Genomic DNA, 15,608 nt, shown 5'->3' on the forward strand with positions numbered 1-15,608 from the left:
CAAAAAATTATTTTATTATGAGTGATGACTTGAGAAAAAGAAGACCACAAGATGCTACAAAAATCAATGTGAACGAAAGCTGGGAACTTGACTATTGGTCAGATGAACTTGGTGTTACCAAAGAACGGCTGAAAGAAGCTGTAAGGGCAGTTGGAACTTCTGTCGCAGATGTGAAGCGTTATCTTGGAATAGTTTAAGTTTCAATTTAAGTAATAAATCCTGACGAGAGTTGGGATTTATTATTGCAGAGTGTATAGACTTTAAAATAACTAGAAAAATTCAGTAAAAACACTGAATGGAAATTTTCAACAGCTTTTTATTTTTATCATTTATGCAAAACCGTAATAAAAATGTATGCCGGTTCATATATTTGAAATCACTAAAAGATTTGTTATTCAAGAAAAATCAAATACTAAAACTAATTTATTATTTGTAAAAATTTAATTATCAGATATTTATTATATTTGATTTTACCTTAATAAGGATAGATCTAAAAACTAATAATATGCCTAAAGAAAGTGTTCTTACCCAAGCTGAAAAGGCTTCTGCTAAAATTGAGAAATTTATTTTTCACATTATAATTGAGTCTGAATTAAATCCTATTTTTTTAGATGAAGTGGATTTAACTGATGAACAGTTGGATTTTTTTCGATTACAGTTTTTGGAAGCAGCCGAAGGAACCCAGTTCGACTTTAATGATAATTCAACTTCAGAAGTTTATAAAAACTGTGAAAAGATTATTGAAAATCCGAATGGGAATTTCTTTAATATCTCAAAAGATTTAACTGCCTCTTTTAAATCACATCATAAAAAAAATATGAACGATGGTGTTTTTATTACAGCATTAGTTTCTATAAACGGTAGTAATAACTTAATTTTTCTATTGAAACTAGATAACAGGAAAGTTTTTGAATATAAGAGAACAGGTAATAAAGCTATTTTAGAGGAGATTAAAAACACATTTGTTGAAGACAAAAGATCAATTCAAAAATTAGCAATTATCGATGTTACTGACTATTACAAGTGGGATGTTTTAGCTTATGATCGAAGTCCTGGGGTAGGAAAGACAATAAGTGATTTCTTTAGAAACTTTCTAGTAGTGCATGAAAAGGAAACACCAACTACACTGACAACTAATACTGTTAAGGCTGTAACTAATTGGACTATCACAAATAGAGCGGATTTAGATCCAGCACAAGAGATCTCATCATACAAAAATCGAGTAATAGATTATTTGAATAATTGTTCAATGGTAGATTTTAAGAAATTGATTGATAGGGTAATTGATGACAGCGATTCTAGCAGAAAAAGGAAATTGAAAAGATCACTCAAGGAGTTTTTAGAAGGTCTTGGTTTATATGGACAATCATTTAAACCGAGTCGGAGTGTCCTTACAGCGTCTCAAAAGAAGAATATTAGAAAAACTGCGGAGGGAATTAAAATTGAATGGCAGGGAGATGCGAATGATGTAAATATTGATATTCCAAATGTTCCAAATAGCAATGATGGTTTTTATCATATTACGATAAAAACTAGAGAAATTAAAGTTGTTAACTAATTACCATGGATTTTGATAGATTAATAGAAATTATTGATTCGTTTGATTCTTTTAATATTAATGAATCATGGGGATATATTAAAATTGATAGTGATGTAGATAAAAAAGAGAATTTACAAAAAATAAAAATTTTAAAGGACTATTTGATTGCTGAAAGCTTTCCTAATTCTATATCAATACAAATTGATAGTGCTAGAGTAGAAGAGGATGAATTGGATTCCTATTTAGCGGGTGGTGTATCTAATTGGGAGATAAATATAAATAAAATTCCTTTCTTTATTACTGGCTCCGCTGATGTGATGCAAAATTTTTTCTATAGTATTGAAAAATTTCAAGAATGGCTTTCGGGACTCTCACCATTTGAAAAAGAAAATCCTTTCCATAAAAAGATTAATTTAATAATTAATGGTTTAGATCATGTCATTTTAGGTGATAAATTTAAAATTATACCATACAAATTTAATGGGAACATTGAGCGTTTTATAATTGGAGAATCACTTCCTGATTTAAATAGAATAAATGAAGTTGTTCATTCTCTTACAAGTGAAGAACTAATAATTAATCCTTTAAGTTTTGTATATCAAACAAAATCAAATAATGAAATTGTTATTGGTATTTTAAATAAACTCGCAAGTATTTCTTTATCTGCTAGTATAGTCAATGAAATAAAATCAGACGATTTTGTAACAGTAGATGGTATAAGACGCTTAAATCTTAAACTTTTTGATGAGCATGATATTTATAAAAAAGAATTTTATAACGATCTTCTAAAAGTAGTTAAGTGGATATATGAAGAAAAAACTGTAACTCGTCAAAAACTTTTTAATGATAGGATAAGTCTTGAGCTAGATGAATCCAAAACTTATATTAACGCTTTGAGTATTCATTCAAAGAGTTCATTATCTCAAGCAAGTCAAAGATATAATTTTGTAATTTTAGAAAGAAAGGATAAATATATTTCAGAACTAAAAGATTTATTAAAAGATGTCAGAACTCAATCTGATTTATACGCTCAGAAAATACGGACATTATTAAATAATCTTCTGAGAGATATTTTAGCGGCTATTGTTTTAGTCGGTTTTACAATCTTTACAAAATTTTCAGACAATTTGCAGTTAGATAAAGTGTCATTATTAAAATATGTATTTTACTTTTTAGCAATATACTATATTTTATCAGCTGTTATACAGGCTATAGTTGATATTACTGATATAAATGTGTCAAAAAAAGAAATCTTATATTGGAAGAATACGACTAAAGAATTAATACCTGAAAAAGACTTCAAAAATCATATTAAAAATTCATTGAAAGGCAGGAGGAACAGTTTACGAATATTATATCCTATTATAATTTTGCTTTACTTTTTGTTATCCATCACTTGTTATAAGTTCCCAACGTATTTTCATTCAATTTCTACTGAGATATCTAATAAAGAAAAAATAAGTAATGATAAAGTTTCTAAACATACAAGTCAGCCAAGTAGCGGTTCATCAGGTAGGTAATAAGTCTCTTGATGAGCAAGTTAATTTTTCAGATAGACTAGTTGATATTTCCGATGAGAGATTAGTAAGAATATTCTTAAAATATTTTCTTTCTTCATTTTCTGGAAATGAGATGTATGATTTTTTTAATGAAGTAGGAATTGAACAAAATGAAATTTATATTTTAATAAAAAGAATTTTCGAAAACCCTAATGATTTATTTAATCAAAGTAAGATAATTGCTCAACATTTATATAATTGTAGTACTCATCCTAAAATTAAAAATGGAGATTTATTTATAGTCTATTTTAATAATATTATAATAGATAATATTAATACGGATGCGATTGGTATATTTAAATCAGAGAGTAAAGAAAACTATTTAAAAGTAGATTTAGAAAAAAAATCTCATTTCGTAAACTATGATGAAGGTACTAATATAAATAAACTGGATAAAGGTTGTTTAGTATTTAAAATTGACGAAAGTTTTAAGGTTTGCATTATAGATAATCTAAATAAAGCCAGTGAAGCTTCTTATTGGAAAGATGATTTTTTGAGTATTAAGCCAGTTAAAAATGAGTATCATCAAACAAACGAGTTTTTAGGTATTGCTAAACAATTCGTAACAAAACAATTAGATGAAGAATTTAAAATCTGCAAGGCAGATAAAATCGATTATTTAAACCGTTCTGTGGATTATTTTAAGAGTCATGGTATTTTTGATAAACAAGAATTTGAAGAATTGGTTTTTGAAGATAAAAGTGTGATTGAGTCATTCAGAAATTTTGACCAAGCTTATAGACAAGAAAATGAAATAGAGTTATATGATAACTTTGATATATCAACCCAAGCGGTAAAAAAACAAGCAAGAGTTTTTAAAAATGTCTTGAAGCTTGATAAAAATTTTCATATTTATATTCATGGTAATACAGATTTGATAACCCAAGGAGTTGATGAAAATGGAAGAAAGTATTACAAAATATTTTATGAAAACGAAAACTAATTAATCTTAGACAATGAGAAGTACCTACAAATATACAGAGGATTCGATTAGACAAATTGAGTATTTAATACCCCGCCTTAAATACTCTTTGTACCCAACGAAAATAATAAAATGGTTGGAAAATTTTGATGAATCTGACGTACCTTTTGCTTTAGATATTCTTAGAATATTTGAATACATTAGTTTTCCTGAATTTATGTCTCGTTTGGATAGTTTATTAAAGGAATTATTAAAAGAAATACCAAAAGAAGATAAAATAATTGTATTTCCTTACGGAAAAGTTGGCAAAAGTGGTACATTGGTAACTTATCCTTTACGAAATACAACAGCATTTAAAAAGAGAAGCACAAATATCTTGCTCAGTCACGACTTTGAATATATTGAATCTCCTGAGCAATATAAACATATTATTTTTTTAGATGATTTTATTGGAAGTGGAAAAACTTTTTGTGATGAATTTGAATCTTCCGGTATTAAAAATTGGTTAACAAAATACAAAATCAAGAATATTTATTTACTATCCGCAATTATTATGAATGACGGAAAGAAAAAAATAGAAACAAACTATGCAAACATTACGATAGTTTCGGAAGTACGACATAACCTATTTGACGATAAATTCTCTCCATACAAAGCATTTTCAAATGATACATTTAAATCTGTAAGAGCTATCGTCAATAAGTATGGAAATAAAATACCCGTAAATAGACCTCCAAATCAATTCTTACCTATGGGATATGAAAATAGCGCAAGTTCAATTGCTTTTTTTCATGGTACACCTAATAATACAATTTCTTTAATTTGGGGCAAAACTAAAGATTGGAATTCTTTATATCCAAGAAGAGCAGATGTAAGAATGTCTGAGGCGCGTGAATTAAAAAAAGAAATAAATTATTATCTGAGCATTTGTGACAAATTAGGTATTAACCTTACCTCAGGTATTAATTTAATTGGTGAAAGACCTGATATGAGACAAGATTCAACAAAAAAAATTAGAGAACAAAATCATGCGGCTATAACATTACTTTTTTTAAAAAACAAAGGCTACGAAAATATCTTTATATGCCAAATTCTAGGTATTACTCGTGAAGAAATTAGGTATCTATATATAGAGTTAAAAAATAAAGGGCTGGTAACTAATAATTTTAGAACAATAACAAATGAGGGAAAATCATTACTTTTTAAATTAAGTAGAGTAACTAAGAGTAAGAAAATAAGAAATGAAACAGAAAATAATTTAATAATCAAAAAATATTTATATTTACCAAAAATGTTCAAGGGGTTGACTTAGGTTAGCTCTGTTATCTGGAAAACAGATAGTCTCGGTGCCTTGTGCCGAGAGATAATAAGGATCCTTTATAAACCATTATTGCTTTATATGCTTTTTGTAAAATCATCATTACAGCCGCCGGATTCCTTCCAATAATGATTCTCCAAAGAGAATATACATCATACATCCAAGTAAGAAGTAACCATGAAGCCATTTCCCTTTGAACAATTTATTACCAATGCAATTAAAGAAGATCGATCAAACGATTTTATTGAAGAATGCTTACGATATGCATATAAATTAGAAGTTAAAAACTATCCAGTATTATTTTCAATACAACATCTGGCGATGGCCATGGGTGTTAAATCCCAGTTTTTACTTGCATTAATCGGTGAGGATAAACGAAATATATTTGATTATCTAACTGACAATAGAGCAACAATAAAACATTATAATCATTTTTTTATAAAGAAAAAAAGGGGAAATTACAGAGAAATAATGGCTCCTCATAAAGATTTAAAGTATATTCAGAAGTGGTTATTGTTCAACATATTGAGCAAATTTCCTTTAGCAGAATCTTGTAAAGGTTTTCGTTCTGGAATCTCAATATATGATAATGCATCTTTACATAATAATGCAAAAATTATTTTAAAAGTTGATCTTTTAAAATTCTATGATACAATTACCGAGAAAAGAGTTTATGGTGTGTTTGCGAAAATGGGGTACGCAAAAAACTTAGCATATTCCCTAGCAAAACTTTGCACAGCGAAACATCATGAAAAATACTGGTCTGATTTTAATCTTAATGATAAAGAAGTACTTTCTTATTATTTAGAATTTAAACCTCCAATCTTGCCTCAAGGGGCACCAAGTAGTCCTACATTAGCAAATATAGTTGCAACTAACATGGATAAAAGATTTGAGGGCCTGAGTAAAAAATTAAAATTTTCTTACTCACGTTACGCTGATGATTTAACTTTTTCAATTAAAGATATTGGTACTCTACCATCTCTCGATCTGATTAGAAAAATTATTAATGAAGAAAATTTCTATATCAATGAAGATAAAATCACATACATGCATCGAGGTAGTAAACAGTATGTTACTGGGTTAACAGTTACCAACGGTGTACATACCTCAAAAAAATACAGAAAAAAAATTGCCAGACACATCTATTTTTGTAGGAGATATGGTGTGGAAAATCATTTAATAAAAAATATTGACCATTTTCCTAATTATAACATTTTAAAATTTCATGACTGGTTATATGGTCATATATGTTTTATAAATTCAGTAGATAAAGAAGCCAGTAAAAGATTATTGAATGATTTTAATAAAATTATCTGGCCACTGTAATTTATAAGTCTTTCACATTCTGAAATTGTTATGCAAAAAAATAAGTTTAAGAAAAAGGAGTATTTTTTATCTATAAATTAATAAAGTTTGTAAGAATAACTTTTTTAGATTTTCAAATGAAAGATAGAATAATATATGCACCACAATAATCATACTATAAAATTATTTTATAGATTTTATCTTAAAATACATTATTATGACTTTGCTAATTTTTTGCTAGATTAAGTTATGATATAGTGCGCAGATAAATAGTTTTGCATTATCCAAATAAAGGAATTATATCAGTTGTATTCATAATTTTTTTTTAAAGAGAACTTGTAGCCTAAGTAACTGTTATGAAAAATTATTCGCTAAAGAATGTTGAATACTAATTAAAAAGTAAGGTACATTCATAGTCAATAATTTTTTATAGTAAGTTTAAATCTTAATATAAAGTTTGCACAGGAAGTAAATATTTAAACATATTATTCATCATATGAAAGAAAGGAAGAAATTAGAATTTGAAAAAGCTCTTGAATCGAGACAATTTGAGATTAGTAATTTTTGGTCTCGAGGATGGTTTTTCGGAGCATTAATCTTAGCACTAATTGCAGGATATTTTGAAAATTCGTCTGCAAAAGAATTTATTTTTCCTCCAGTTTGTATTTCATTTTTAATAACCTTATTTTCACTAATACAAACTCTGATGAATAGAGGTAGTAAATATTGGCAGGAAAGGTGGGAGTATATTACTAAAAATAGAGAATCATCTTTAAGAATTGATGTTACCAAAACAATGAAATATGATAATACTGAAAAATACTATATAGATAGAAGTATTCTTTCTAAGGGAGAAAGCTGGTTAACACGAGGGCAAAGGTTTTCAGTATCTAAATTAGCATTTATAGTCTGGGATATTATTTTTCTAACAGCAACTTTATGTTGGATTAATGACATTATTCAATGTACAAATTTCAATAAGATTAATACCGAATTTACAGTGAAAATTATTGTATTTCATACTGTAATAATTATTTATATTATTATTTTTTGGAAAAGAGGTCGGGTCTTTGAAGACATTAGAAAAACACAAAAAGGCACTCTCGAGAATTCTCAACCAAATGAATATTATGATGATTGCAATAAATATATAAACAACAATTTATAATATTCTAACTTTTTTAAAGCAATAAATTAATAGATAAAGTATCCTGCTATCAATTTCAACTTCTTATACCAAACGAGAATGTACATAATTGTTTACTATGTATAAGATTTGTGCCTATTCAAAATTAGGCATTGTTCTAAACAAATTTATACTTATTTTTGAAGAAAGGCTCAGATTATAAAATCTAAGCCTTAACTTTTTAAATTACACATTTTATGGAAGAGTGTCGCTGAATTAGTCAATACTTAATCTGCGAGTTACAATCAAATTAATATTGACTGATTTAATTAGTCTTAAGCCTATTTCTTAAAACCGCCATATCATCACTCACCTTTTTATCCAGAATCTTTGCATAATGCTGAGTAGTTTTTATATTCGTATGCCCAAGCATCTTACTCACACTTTCAATCGGAACACCATTGGATAGAGTAACAGTAGTCGCAAACGTATGCCTTGCGATATGGAATGTTAAATCTTTATTGATACCACAGACACTCGCAATTTCTTTAAGATAAGAATTCATTTTCTGATTGCTTAGAACAGGGAGCAGGACATCAGAATTGACGCATTGAGGGTGGTTCTCATATTTTAAAACCAGCTCCTGAGCTAAAGGCAATAACGGAACTCTGGTTGACGTATCGGTCTTTTGACGATGGGTAAAAATCCATTTGTCACCATCAATCCCGATATTGATATTAGACTTAGACAGTTGCTTGACATCCACATAGGCCAGGCCCGTAAAGCAGCTGAAAAGAAAGATATCGCGAACCTGATTCAACCGGTCTGATGCAAATTTCTTTTCATAGATCATTTGTATTTCTTCTTTTGTAAGATAAGGTCTTTCCACAGCTTTGATCTTTGCTTTATAGCCTAGAAAAGGATCTTTGGTGATCCAGCCGTGCGCCATACATAATCGGATAATCTTCTTGAAATTCTTAAGGTATTTTACAGCGGTATTGTTTGCGCATTTTCTTACACTGCGCAGCCAGAAATCATAATCGCTGACAAAACCGTGATCGATTTGCGTGATATCAATATCAGAAACTTTGTATTTCCAATTAATGAATTCCTGCGTATGCTTTAAAGAAGTTTTATAACGCTCCAATGTGCCTGGGGCAAAATCTTGGCCAACCAGGGCTTCCACTTTATCATTATGCTCCTGGAATATCGGAATAAGCATTCTTTGCTCAATATCCGTCCCAAGCAGTTTAGATTTTAAACTCTCTGCAGTAACAGCAACTTCCTCTTTCAGCATCAAGAAGTGGAAATCATATACTTGTTGTTCTAAAGTTTTAAGATAAGAGTTCAGTGTCTTAGCTTCTTGGCTATTACCTACAGCTTTCTGTGCTTTATTATCCCATTTCTTTGGGTCTATATACCTTTTAGCCGCAATCTCTGCTGCCTTGCCGTCTATCGTGATTCGTAAGTAGATGGGAGCGGTTCCGTTTGTTCTGATTTTATTCTTTTTGATGTAGAATAACAGGTTGAATGTTTTGTTCATTGTGTGATAACTTTAATTGTTTAATAATTTACTTTTTGTCACCACTTTTTGCAAGATGTTCAATCATTAAACTGCCTATTGGTCGGGTTTTCCGAAGATTTCAGTGACCTATTTTTGATATTTTTACGATAGGTCACTGAATAGGTCACTTTTAATATGGCCTTTTTTGATTTTTTTTGATACTGCGCTAAAACAAAAAACGCTGTAAACATTGATGTTTACAGCGTTTTAGCTTATTTTGGTTTCTAACCTGGCGGAGAGTGAGGGATTCGAACCCCCGGACCTGTTACAGTCAACAGTTTTCAAGACTGCCGCAATCGACCACTCTGCCAACTCTCCTTACTTTCTACGATCTCTCGTTTTCAGTGGTGCAAATATAGAAAGCTTTTGTATGATGCGCAAATTATATTTGAAAAAAGTTTTTAATTCATTAATTATCAAATGGAAAAATTAATTTCTGACAATCTGAAAACCCATAAAAACCATCAAAAGCCCTATAATAAGGCTTAATAATGCATACAAAACCAATATGCCGTAATTTCCATTTTGCCACAGTGAAAAATTCTCAGCAGAAAATGTTGAAAATGTAGTATAACCACCACAAAGGCCTGTAATCAAAAGATATTTCAAAGAATTATCAACTTTTAGAAAATAAGCAGATAAAATCCCGATCAGAAAGCATCCTGATATATTGACTATAAAAGTTCCCATAGGGAAACTATTGATATTCCATAGTTTTTGGGTGTAATTGGATATTAAAAAACGCATTATACTTCCAAAACCACCGCCAAGAAAGATGTAAACTAAATTTCTCATTATGCTAAATTATAAATAATCATTGATTTCTAAAATAACTCTGGATTATTAATAGTATCTTTGGCACAATATCATACATTATGAAGCAAACAATATTAGATGTCTAATGTTTGTTGCCATTTGCTTCACTTTATAATTTTTTATGTTGCACAAATGGCTTGCAGCGGTTTTTTATTTAATCTATTATGAATGCACTTGCATTGGACGCTTCGGTAGTTTCATATCCGGAATTTCTCAGTCGTTTTAAATCTTCACTTTCATCTCTTTTTCAAAAAGAAAATATTGATGAATTAAGTCTTTCCAGAGGTTTACCACCCAATGTTTGGAAAGAGATTTTGAATTTAAAACCATTGTCGGTTTCGATCCCGAAAGAATTCGGTGGGAGGGGTGCAAAAGTTAAAGAATGTTTGGGCGTTTTATCGGCTGCAGCTTATGAATCGTTGCCTTTATCATTGACATTTGGGATTAATATCGCTTTGTTTTTAGAACCATTGGCAAAATATGGAAATGAAATTATCAAAGGTGATATTTTCAAACATTTCCTGGATTTTGGAGCAATGGGCGGATTGATGATCACAGAACCGGATTTTGGGAGTGACGCATTGAATATGAAAACCCAAAACGAACTGAAAGATAATACTTACCATATCAAAGGAACTAAACACTGGCAAGGTTTGACAGGTTTAGCAAATTATTGGTTGGTAACTTCCAGAAATATCAATGCTGACGGAAATCTTGCCAGAGATGTTGACTTTTTCGTTGCAGATACACACAAACCGGAACAAAATATCGAAGTTTTGGAATATTACGACAATCCTGGACTTTATATGATTCCTTACGGATTAAACAAAGTGGATATCAAAGTGCCTGAATATAATAAATTGATTCCTGAAACAACAGGTCTTAAAATGATGTTGGACATTCTTCACAGAAGCAGATTCCAATTCCCTGGAATGGGAATGGGATTTCTCAAAAGAATGATGGATGAAGCGATGAAACACTGTAAAGAAAGAATCGTTGGGACCTGCAATTTATTTTCCTTGGATCAGGTTCAATATCAGATTGCAAAATTACAGTCATTTTTCGCATTATCTTCAGCGATGTGTGCTAAAAGTACAAGTGTAAGTGGTATTGATAAAGATGTTTCTGCAAGTGGTGTTCACGCCAACAGTATGAAAGCTTTTGTAACTGATATGATGCAGGAAGCAGCTCAGATGTTGGTTCAATTATCTGGTGCAAAAGGTTACAGAACCAGTCATATCGGTGGGAGAGGAATTATGGATAGCCGTCCGTTCCAGATTTTCGAAGGCTCTAATGAGATGCTTTATACACAGATTTCGGAAGGAATTTTGAAAGATATGAAAAAGAAAAAAACGGATAACCTCGGAGCGTATCTTTCTATTAACGAGATTACAAAAGAAGCTGCAAAATTATATGCTAAAGAACTGGATGTAACAATTAACGGTCCATTATCACAAAGAAAAATGATCGATCTTGGGAAAATTATCTCCAGAGTTGTTACTGTTAATGATTTAATTGAACTGAATGAGGCTGGATTTAATCAGGAATTGACAGACAATTCTATCGAGATTGTAAGACAGGAGATTGTAACGCTTTTTGCATCATTCCAACATCATAAGGCAATTAGTGCTTTGGATGATATAAGTGATAAAAGCGATTGGATGACGTTTTTCTAATCAATCATTAAGATAGATGAAAAAGACCTTTAAAAAAACAATTAAAGGTCTTTTTTATTTAATTATTTTGACGATCATTAATCCTTAATTCCCGCTCTATCTCATCAATGTCAGGTAATTTGGTATTATAGTTTTCTTCGATATATTGCAAAACGGACTTATCAGTTTTACCATCTATTTTCCTGATGAAAAGGTGGTTATTAGATCTTAAATAATTAATGATTGCATCCGGATTAATCTTATTTAGTAAAGATTTTTCCAATACAGCTCTTTTGTCATCATTTACAATCACATCGTGAAAATCCGTATTCATAAGAACGGTCTGAAAAAACGATTCTCCGGGCAAATAGGTGTTAATATAGAATTCTTCGAAAAGCATCACCTTTTTATTGTTATTAAGAAAAGCACAGGTGTCTCTTGTGAAAAGAAACCACTTACCACCTATAAAAGGGATAACGTTTTTCATAAATTCTCTTTTGTAAATGAACGAGGAGATTTTATAAGCCATTTCTGTAAAATGGTTTTGTATTCTTTGGAGTGTGTCGGGTCTGTAAAACTTTTGGTCATAATAAAAAAGATAGTTTTTACCATTGTTTTCAGATAAAAATTTGCGGATAATATTTTGAGATTTCAAAGGAAAGTCATCGCAGCTTAGATTAATAAAATAATCCCAATCCGGACTTGCATTCAGGAGAAATTCCATTGCGTTAAGTTCTGCTTGGACAATGCTAAAACCGCCTGAAGTTATGTTCATACTTTCTAGTAGAAAGGCATTTGGAAACTGTATTAAAAATAGTTGAATCGCCTCAGTTATCTCTGGCTTAGCTTTTCTGTCAATATGAATGAGGTAGAACTGATCTCTTGTGTATATTTTTTTGAATAGTATGATAAATTTCTCAGTTTCGTTATGAACCATTATGAAATATGCAATCCTTAATGACTTATCATTTTGATTTTGAGAAGTTTGGGGTTGAGGTTGTGTTGAAGAGAAAGAATTCTGCATTTTATATGGATTTCAAATTATCCACACTTGCAAATAACTTATTTATTTAAATTTACAAATATATTTTTGATAATCAGTGAATTAAAAAATAATATTTTCTGCATATTTTATTGTATCTTTGTATTATAATTTATAATGGGTTTCTGTATTGCTAATCAGTAATATATATTTCTTTTAATTCTTGTGTATTTTATGCCTAGAAGGCGCAACAAAATTTCCTCGGATAATAAAGACAATTACCTTTTAATCTTATACCAGTCGATTTCAAATTCATTTCTACGAAGATTTTAGAATTTCAATTGATTCATTTTCACTACATTAATTTAAAATAATAGCAATAATTTATGGCAGATTCTTTCTCAAAAAAAGAAAACTTCAAGAAAAAACAACAAAAACAAAAAGAAAAAGCACTTCGTCGTGAAGAGCGTAAAACCAACAACGACAAAGGAAAAGACATCGAGTTTATGTATGTTGATGCATACGGAAGATTAACATCTACACCGCCTGAGGAAAGGGTGGAGGTTGATTTGGATAACATTCAGTTAGGAGCAGCGCCAGTGGAAGCAGAAGAAACTGTGAAAACAGGAATCGTAACTTTCTTAAGTGAGAAGGGTTATGGATTCATTACGGAAAACAAAACTAACGAGAATATCTTTTTCCATAGTAACAACTGTGCTGTGCCGGTTAAAAAAGGAAACAAAGTAGCTTTCGAAAAAGAAAGATCTCCAAAAGGTTTTTCGGCAGTCAATATCGAACTAGTCAAATAAGTTTTTGATTTTAAAATATTTATAATAAGCTCCAGTCGGAGCTTATTTTTTTGGCTTCATTTTAGTTTGGGAAATGATATGGCTTCCAAAATAAAATATAATCCTGACTTCGATTCTTTGACTTCCAAAGAGCTTAAACTCTTGGAAAAAGCTTGTGAAACTATTAGAAAGTTCGTTTCCAAATCGGATAAAATCAATCAGGTTAATTATAAAACCAGAGATGCTCACGTTACAGCTTATTCGACTTTGAAAGGAACTTTTGTTACCAATGAAAATTTTGAGGAACATTCTATTTTTCCAAAGCAGGAATTAGATTGTTTGATTAGAATTTCGAATGCACATATGAAATTGGTTTCTCAGAAAAGAACGATTCCGGCTTATGGATTTTCGGTTAAAATTTCTGATAAAGCTGATACTATTGCCAATTTTCCATTAGTGAATTTCCCATTATTTCCAATTAATAATGTCTCACGATTTCTTAAAATTTTCATAGCGATTAATCGATTTTTTGCTGGAAATATTTTGCAAAAATTCTGGAATTTAATGAAGCTAACCAAGAATTTTTTTCTAGTTTCTCCATCCTTTTTTCATCCTTCTTTTATGGCTGAGGTTTTTAAATTGCTCATAAATCAAAACAATTTTATTTTGTCCTTTGATTACCATTCCATTGGCGTTTATAGATTAGGAAATCATCTAGTTAAGTTGAAATTAGTTCCTAAGAATGTTCCAACTAAAATTGACGAAAATAGAATTGATATTTCAATCAAAAACTATCTCAAGAATAATGATTATGAGTTGGAGTTAATGGTTCAATATTGTTACGATTTGGAAAACCAGCCTGTCAATCAATTAAATAAAATGTGGAAAAATTCTGAATTTGTATCGATTGGAACAATTAAAATCACAGAATTGATTGATAAAAATAATCAATGGGTTGAGAATTTATCATTCAATCCTTTTGAAAATATTGAAGAATTACGACCAGTCGGGAGGATTCAGAAATTACGGGATGAAGCTTACAAAATATCTTTTACAACAAGAAAAAATAATGGTTTATGAATACAGAATTACTTGGTCTAATTGCCGGAGGAATCACATCTATCGCAATGATGCCACAACTCATCAAAGTTATCAAAGAAAAAAACGCCAAAGATATTTCCGTTATGATGCTTTTGGTTTTGATTACAGGATTATCACTTTGGGTTTGGTACGGCGTTTTACAGGACGAATTACCAATTATTTTATCTAATGGTTTTTCAGTTTTAGTCAATTTAACTTTGCTGATTTGCTGTATTATTTTCAAAAAGAAAAACTAAATCTCATAAATCTCAGCATCCGTAAACACATAGAATCTTCCTTTTTTAGGGAGATTTTTTGTATCTAATCCTGTAAACTCGCTGAAAGCAGGAAGCAATAATTGATTTTCTGAGACAACAAAACAAGGTAGTTTGATATTTTTCACTGATGAATTGATAACAAATCCCGGATGAATATGTCCGGTAATCTGAAATTTCTCATTCTTTTTCTGAAAATCGTGAACGAAAATAAATTCATCAATTTCGAGAAATTCATCTCTGAAATTCAGGCAGAGTTTGGCTTCCAGCTTTTTTGAAATTCTGTCGTGATTTCCTTCTATCAAATGAAATTCAAGGTTTGGAAATTGGTTTTTCCATTCGCAGAATTTGTCGACACCAGAATTGTCTCCGGCGTGCAATAAATCACCGACCACAAGGAATTTTTCGGGTTTAAAATATTCTATAAGAACAGATAGCCGTTGCAAATCGTTTTCGAAAACCTGGTCGGAGAGAGCAATCCCGTTTTTGCGGAAATGAGCCGTTTTTCCGATGTGCAAGTCGGAGAGAATCAACGCTTTTTCTTTTTTCCAAAACAACGCACGCTGATTGGTTAAGGTAAAAACTTCGTTTTGGATGTTGATATTTTTTGTTGCTATTTTCATAATTAAATAAACATAATCTTTGTCATTCCGTAGGAAACCTAGCGTAGCGGTT

Annotated in this window: 16 protein-coding genes and 1 tRNA gene; 11 read left to right on the plus strand and 6 right to left on the minus strand. The window is 30.4% G+C overall.

The window, feature by feature from the left end; all coding sequences use genetic code 11:
• Positions 1-17 precede the first annotated feature (17 nt).
• From BXY58_RS12115 to BXY58_RS12135, 5 genes are all read left to right on the plus strand, one after another.
• Entirely contained in the window at positions 18-197 is a 180-nt protein-coding gene (locus BXY58_RS12115; protein ID WP_120214120.1) for a DUF3606 domain-containing protein, read from the plus strand.
• Positions 198-505: 308 nt separating this feature from the next.
• On the plus strand, positions 506-1,558 hold the full coding sequence (locus BXY58_RS12120; protein ID WP_120214121.1) for a nucleoid-associated protein: 1,053 nt from the start codon (positions 506-508) through the stop codon (positions 1,556-1,558).
• Positions 1,559-1,563: 5 nt separating this feature from the next.
• Entirely contained in the window at positions 1,564-3,060 is a 1,497-nt protein-coding gene (locus tag BXY58_RS12125; protein WP_120214122.1) for a hypothetical protein, read from the plus strand.
• Positions 3,005-4,042, plus strand: coding sequence for a nucleoid-associated protein (locus BXY58_RS12130; protein WP_120214123.1), 1,038 nt, complete (start codon positions 3,005-3,007; stop codon positions 4,040-4,042). The genes BXY58_RS12125 and BXY58_RS12130 overlap by 56 nt, the downstream gene beginning before the upstream one ends.
• Positions 4,043-4,055: 13 nt before the next feature.
• Positions 4,056-5,333: a phosphoribosyltransferase-like protein gene (locus BXY58_RS12135; RefSeq protein WP_120214124.1), complete on the plus strand. Its 1,278-nt coding sequence runs from the start codon at positions 4,056-4,058 to the stop codon at positions 5,331-5,333.
• 10 nt (positions 5,334-5,343) lie between these two features.
• On the opposite strand, the gene BXY58_RS16865 is transcribed toward BXY58_RS12135, so the two are convergent.
• Positions 5,344-5,526 (minus strand): hypothetical protein, encoded by a 183-nt coding sequence (locus BXY58_RS16865; RefSeq protein ID WP_147366844.1) that lies wholly within the window; start codon positions 5,524-5,526, stop codon positions 5,344-5,346.
• Here BXY58_RS16865 and BXY58_RS12140 point away from each other — a divergent pair.
• Both BXY58_RS12140 and BXY58_RS12145 read left to right on the plus strand, forming a co-directional pair.
• Positions 5,517-6,668 (plus strand): reverse transcriptase family protein, encoded by a 1,152-nt coding sequence (locus BXY58_RS12140; RefSeq protein WP_120214125.1) that lies wholly within the window; start codon positions 5,517-5,519, stop codon positions 6,666-6,668. The two genes, BXY58_RS16865 and BXY58_RS12140, sit on opposite strands and share 10 nt — an antisense overlap.
• Before the next feature lie 475 nt (positions 6,669-7,143).
• Positions 7,144-7,815: a RipA family octameric membrane protein gene (locus BXY58_RS12145; RefSeq protein ID WP_120214126.1), complete on the plus strand. Its 672-nt coding sequence runs from the start codon at positions 7,144-7,146 to the stop codon at positions 7,813-7,815.
• A gap of 283 nt (positions 7,816-8,098) precedes the next feature.
• Here BXY58_RS12145 and BXY58_RS12150 read toward each other — a convergent pair whose 3' ends face one another.
• From BXY58_RS12150 to crcB, 3 genes are all read right to left on the minus strand, one after another.
• On the minus strand, positions 8,099-9,316 hold the full coding sequence (locus BXY58_RS12150; RefSeq protein WP_120214127.1) for a site-specific integrase: 1,218 nt from the start codon (positions 9,314-9,316) through the stop codon (positions 8,099-8,101).
• Positions 9,317-9,567: 251 nt separating this feature from the next.
• Positions 9,568-9,655 (minus strand) — tRNA-Ser (locus tag BXY58_RS12155).
• 111 nt (positions 9,656-9,766) lie between these two features.
• The gene (gene crcB, locus BXY58_RS12160) at positions 9,767-10,132 is read right to left on the minus strand and encodes a fluoride efflux transporter CrcB (RefSeq protein WP_120214128.1); all 366 of its coding nucleotides are present in this window, start codon (positions 10,130-10,132) and stop codon (positions 9,767-9,769) included.
• Positions 10,133-10,317: 185 nt separating this feature from the next.
• On the opposite strand from crcB, the gene BXY58_RS12165 reads away from it, so the two are divergent.
• On the plus strand, positions 10,318-11,829 hold the full coding sequence (locus tag BXY58_RS12165) for an acyl-CoA dehydrogenase family protein (protein ID WP_120214129.1): 1,512 nt from the start codon (positions 10,318-10,320) through the stop codon (positions 11,827-11,829).
• A gap of 58 nt (positions 11,830-11,887) precedes the next feature.
• Here the strand turns inward: BXY58_RS12165 and BXY58_RS12170 are convergent, their stop codons facing one another.
• The gene (locus BXY58_RS12170; protein WP_120214130.1) at positions 11,888-12,832 is read right to left on the minus strand and encodes a beta-1,6-N-acetylglucosaminyltransferase; all 945 of its coding nucleotides are present in this window, start codon (positions 12,830-12,832) and stop codon (positions 11,888-11,890) included.
• 344 nt (positions 12,833-13,176) lie between these two features.
• Between BXY58_RS12170 and BXY58_RS12175 the strand changes: the two genes are divergently transcribed.
• The 3 genes from BXY58_RS12175 (at position 13,177) to BXY58_RS12185 (ending at position 14,915) form a co-directional block, all read left to right on the plus strand.
• Positions 13,177-13,599 (plus strand): cold shock domain-containing protein, encoded by a 423-nt coding sequence (locus BXY58_RS12175; protein WP_120214131.1) that lies wholly within the window; start codon positions 13,177-13,179, stop codon positions 13,597-13,599.
• Positions 13,600-13,677: 78 nt separating this feature from the next.
• Complete coding sequence (locus BXY58_RS12180) at positions 13,678-14,658, plus strand: catalase family protein (RefSeq protein WP_120214132.1); 981 nt, start codon at positions 13,678-13,680, stop codon at positions 14,656-14,658.
• Complete coding sequence (locus tag BXY58_RS12185) at positions 14,655-14,915, plus strand: SemiSWEET transporter (RefSeq protein WP_120214133.1); 261 nt, start codon at positions 14,655-14,657, stop codon at positions 14,913-14,915. Before BXY58_RS12180 ends, BXY58_RS12185 begins: the two co-directional genes overlap by 4 nt.
• Here the strand turns inward: BXY58_RS12185 and pdeM are convergent.
• A complete protein-coding gene (gene pdeM, locus BXY58_RS12190; protein ID WP_120214134.1) occupies positions 14,912-15,556 on the minus strand; it encodes a ligase-associated DNA damage response endonuclease PdeM in 645 nt (214 codons plus the stop codon). The genes BXY58_RS12185 and pdeM overlap by 4 nt on opposite strands.
• Positions 15,557-15,608: the final 52 nt, after the last annotated feature.

It is taken from the genome of Epilithonimonas arachidiradicis, from assembly GCF_003610695.1.
GTDB lineage: Bacteria > Bacteroidota > Bacteroidia > Flavobacteriales > Weeksellaceae > Epilithonimonas > Epilithonimonas arachidiradicis.

Bases quoted from the DNA above. Each gene is read 5' to 3' on its own strand.
- BXY58_RS12115 (WP_120214120.1), top strand. From the start codon at position 18: ATGAGTGATGACTTGAGAAAAAGAAGACCACAAGATGCTACAAAAATC.
- BXY58_RS12120 (WP_120214121.1), top strand. From the start codon at position 506: ATGCCTAAAGAAAGTGTTCTTACCCAAGCTGAAAAGGCTTCTGCTAAA.
- BXY58_RS12125 (WP_120214122.1), top strand. From the start codon at position 1,564: ATGGATTTTGATAGATTAATAGAAATTATTGATTCGTTTGATTCTTTT.
- BXY58_RS12130 (WP_120214123.1), top strand. From the start codon at position 3,005: ATGATAAAGTTTCTAAACATACAAGTCAGCCAAGTAGCGGTTCATCAG.
- BXY58_RS12135 (WP_120214124.1), top strand. From the start codon at position 4,056: ATGAGAAGTACCTACAAATATACAGAGGATTCGATTAGACAAATTGAG.
- BXY58_RS12140 (WP_120214125.1), top strand. From the start codon at position 5,517: ATGAAGCCATTTCCCTTTGAACAATTTATTACCAATGCAATTAAAGAA.
- BXY58_RS16865 (WP_147366844.1), bottom strand. From the start codon at position 5,526: ATGGCTTCATGGTTACTTCTTACTTGGATGTATGATGTATATTCTCTT.
- BXY58_RS12145 (WP_120214126.1), top strand. From the start codon at position 7,144: ATGAAAGAAAGGAAGAAATTAGAATTTGAAAAAGCTCTTGAATCGAGA.
- BXY58_RS12150 (WP_120214127.1), bottom strand. From the start codon at position 9,316: ATGAACAAAACATTCAACCTGTTATTCTACATCAAAAAGAATAAAATC.
- crcB (WP_120214128.1), bottom strand. From the start codon at position 10,132: ATGAGAAATTTAGTTTACATCTTTCTTGGCGGTGGTTTTGGAAGTATA.
- BXY58_RS12165 (WP_120214129.1), top strand. From the start codon at position 10,318: ATGAATGCACTTGCATTGGACGCTTCGGTAGTTTCATATCCGGAATTT.
- BXY58_RS12170 (WP_120214130.1), bottom strand. From the start codon at position 12,832: ATGCAGAATTCTTTCTCTTCAACACAACCTCAACCCCAAACTTCTCAA.
- BXY58_RS12175 (WP_120214131.1), top strand. From the start codon at position 13,177: ATGGCAGATTCTTTCTCAAAAAAAGAAAACTTCAAGAAAAAACAACAA.
- BXY58_RS12180 (WP_120214132.1), top strand. From the start codon at position 13,678: ATGGCTTCCAAAATAAAATATAATCCTGACTTCGATTCTTTGACTTCC.
- BXY58_RS12185 (WP_120214133.1), top strand. From the start codon at position 14,655: ATGAATACAGAATTACTTGGTCTAATTGCCGGAGGAATCACATCTATC.
- pdeM (WP_120214134.1), bottom strand. From the start codon at position 15,556: ATGAAAATAGCAACAAAAAATATCAACATCCAAAACGAAGTTTTTACC.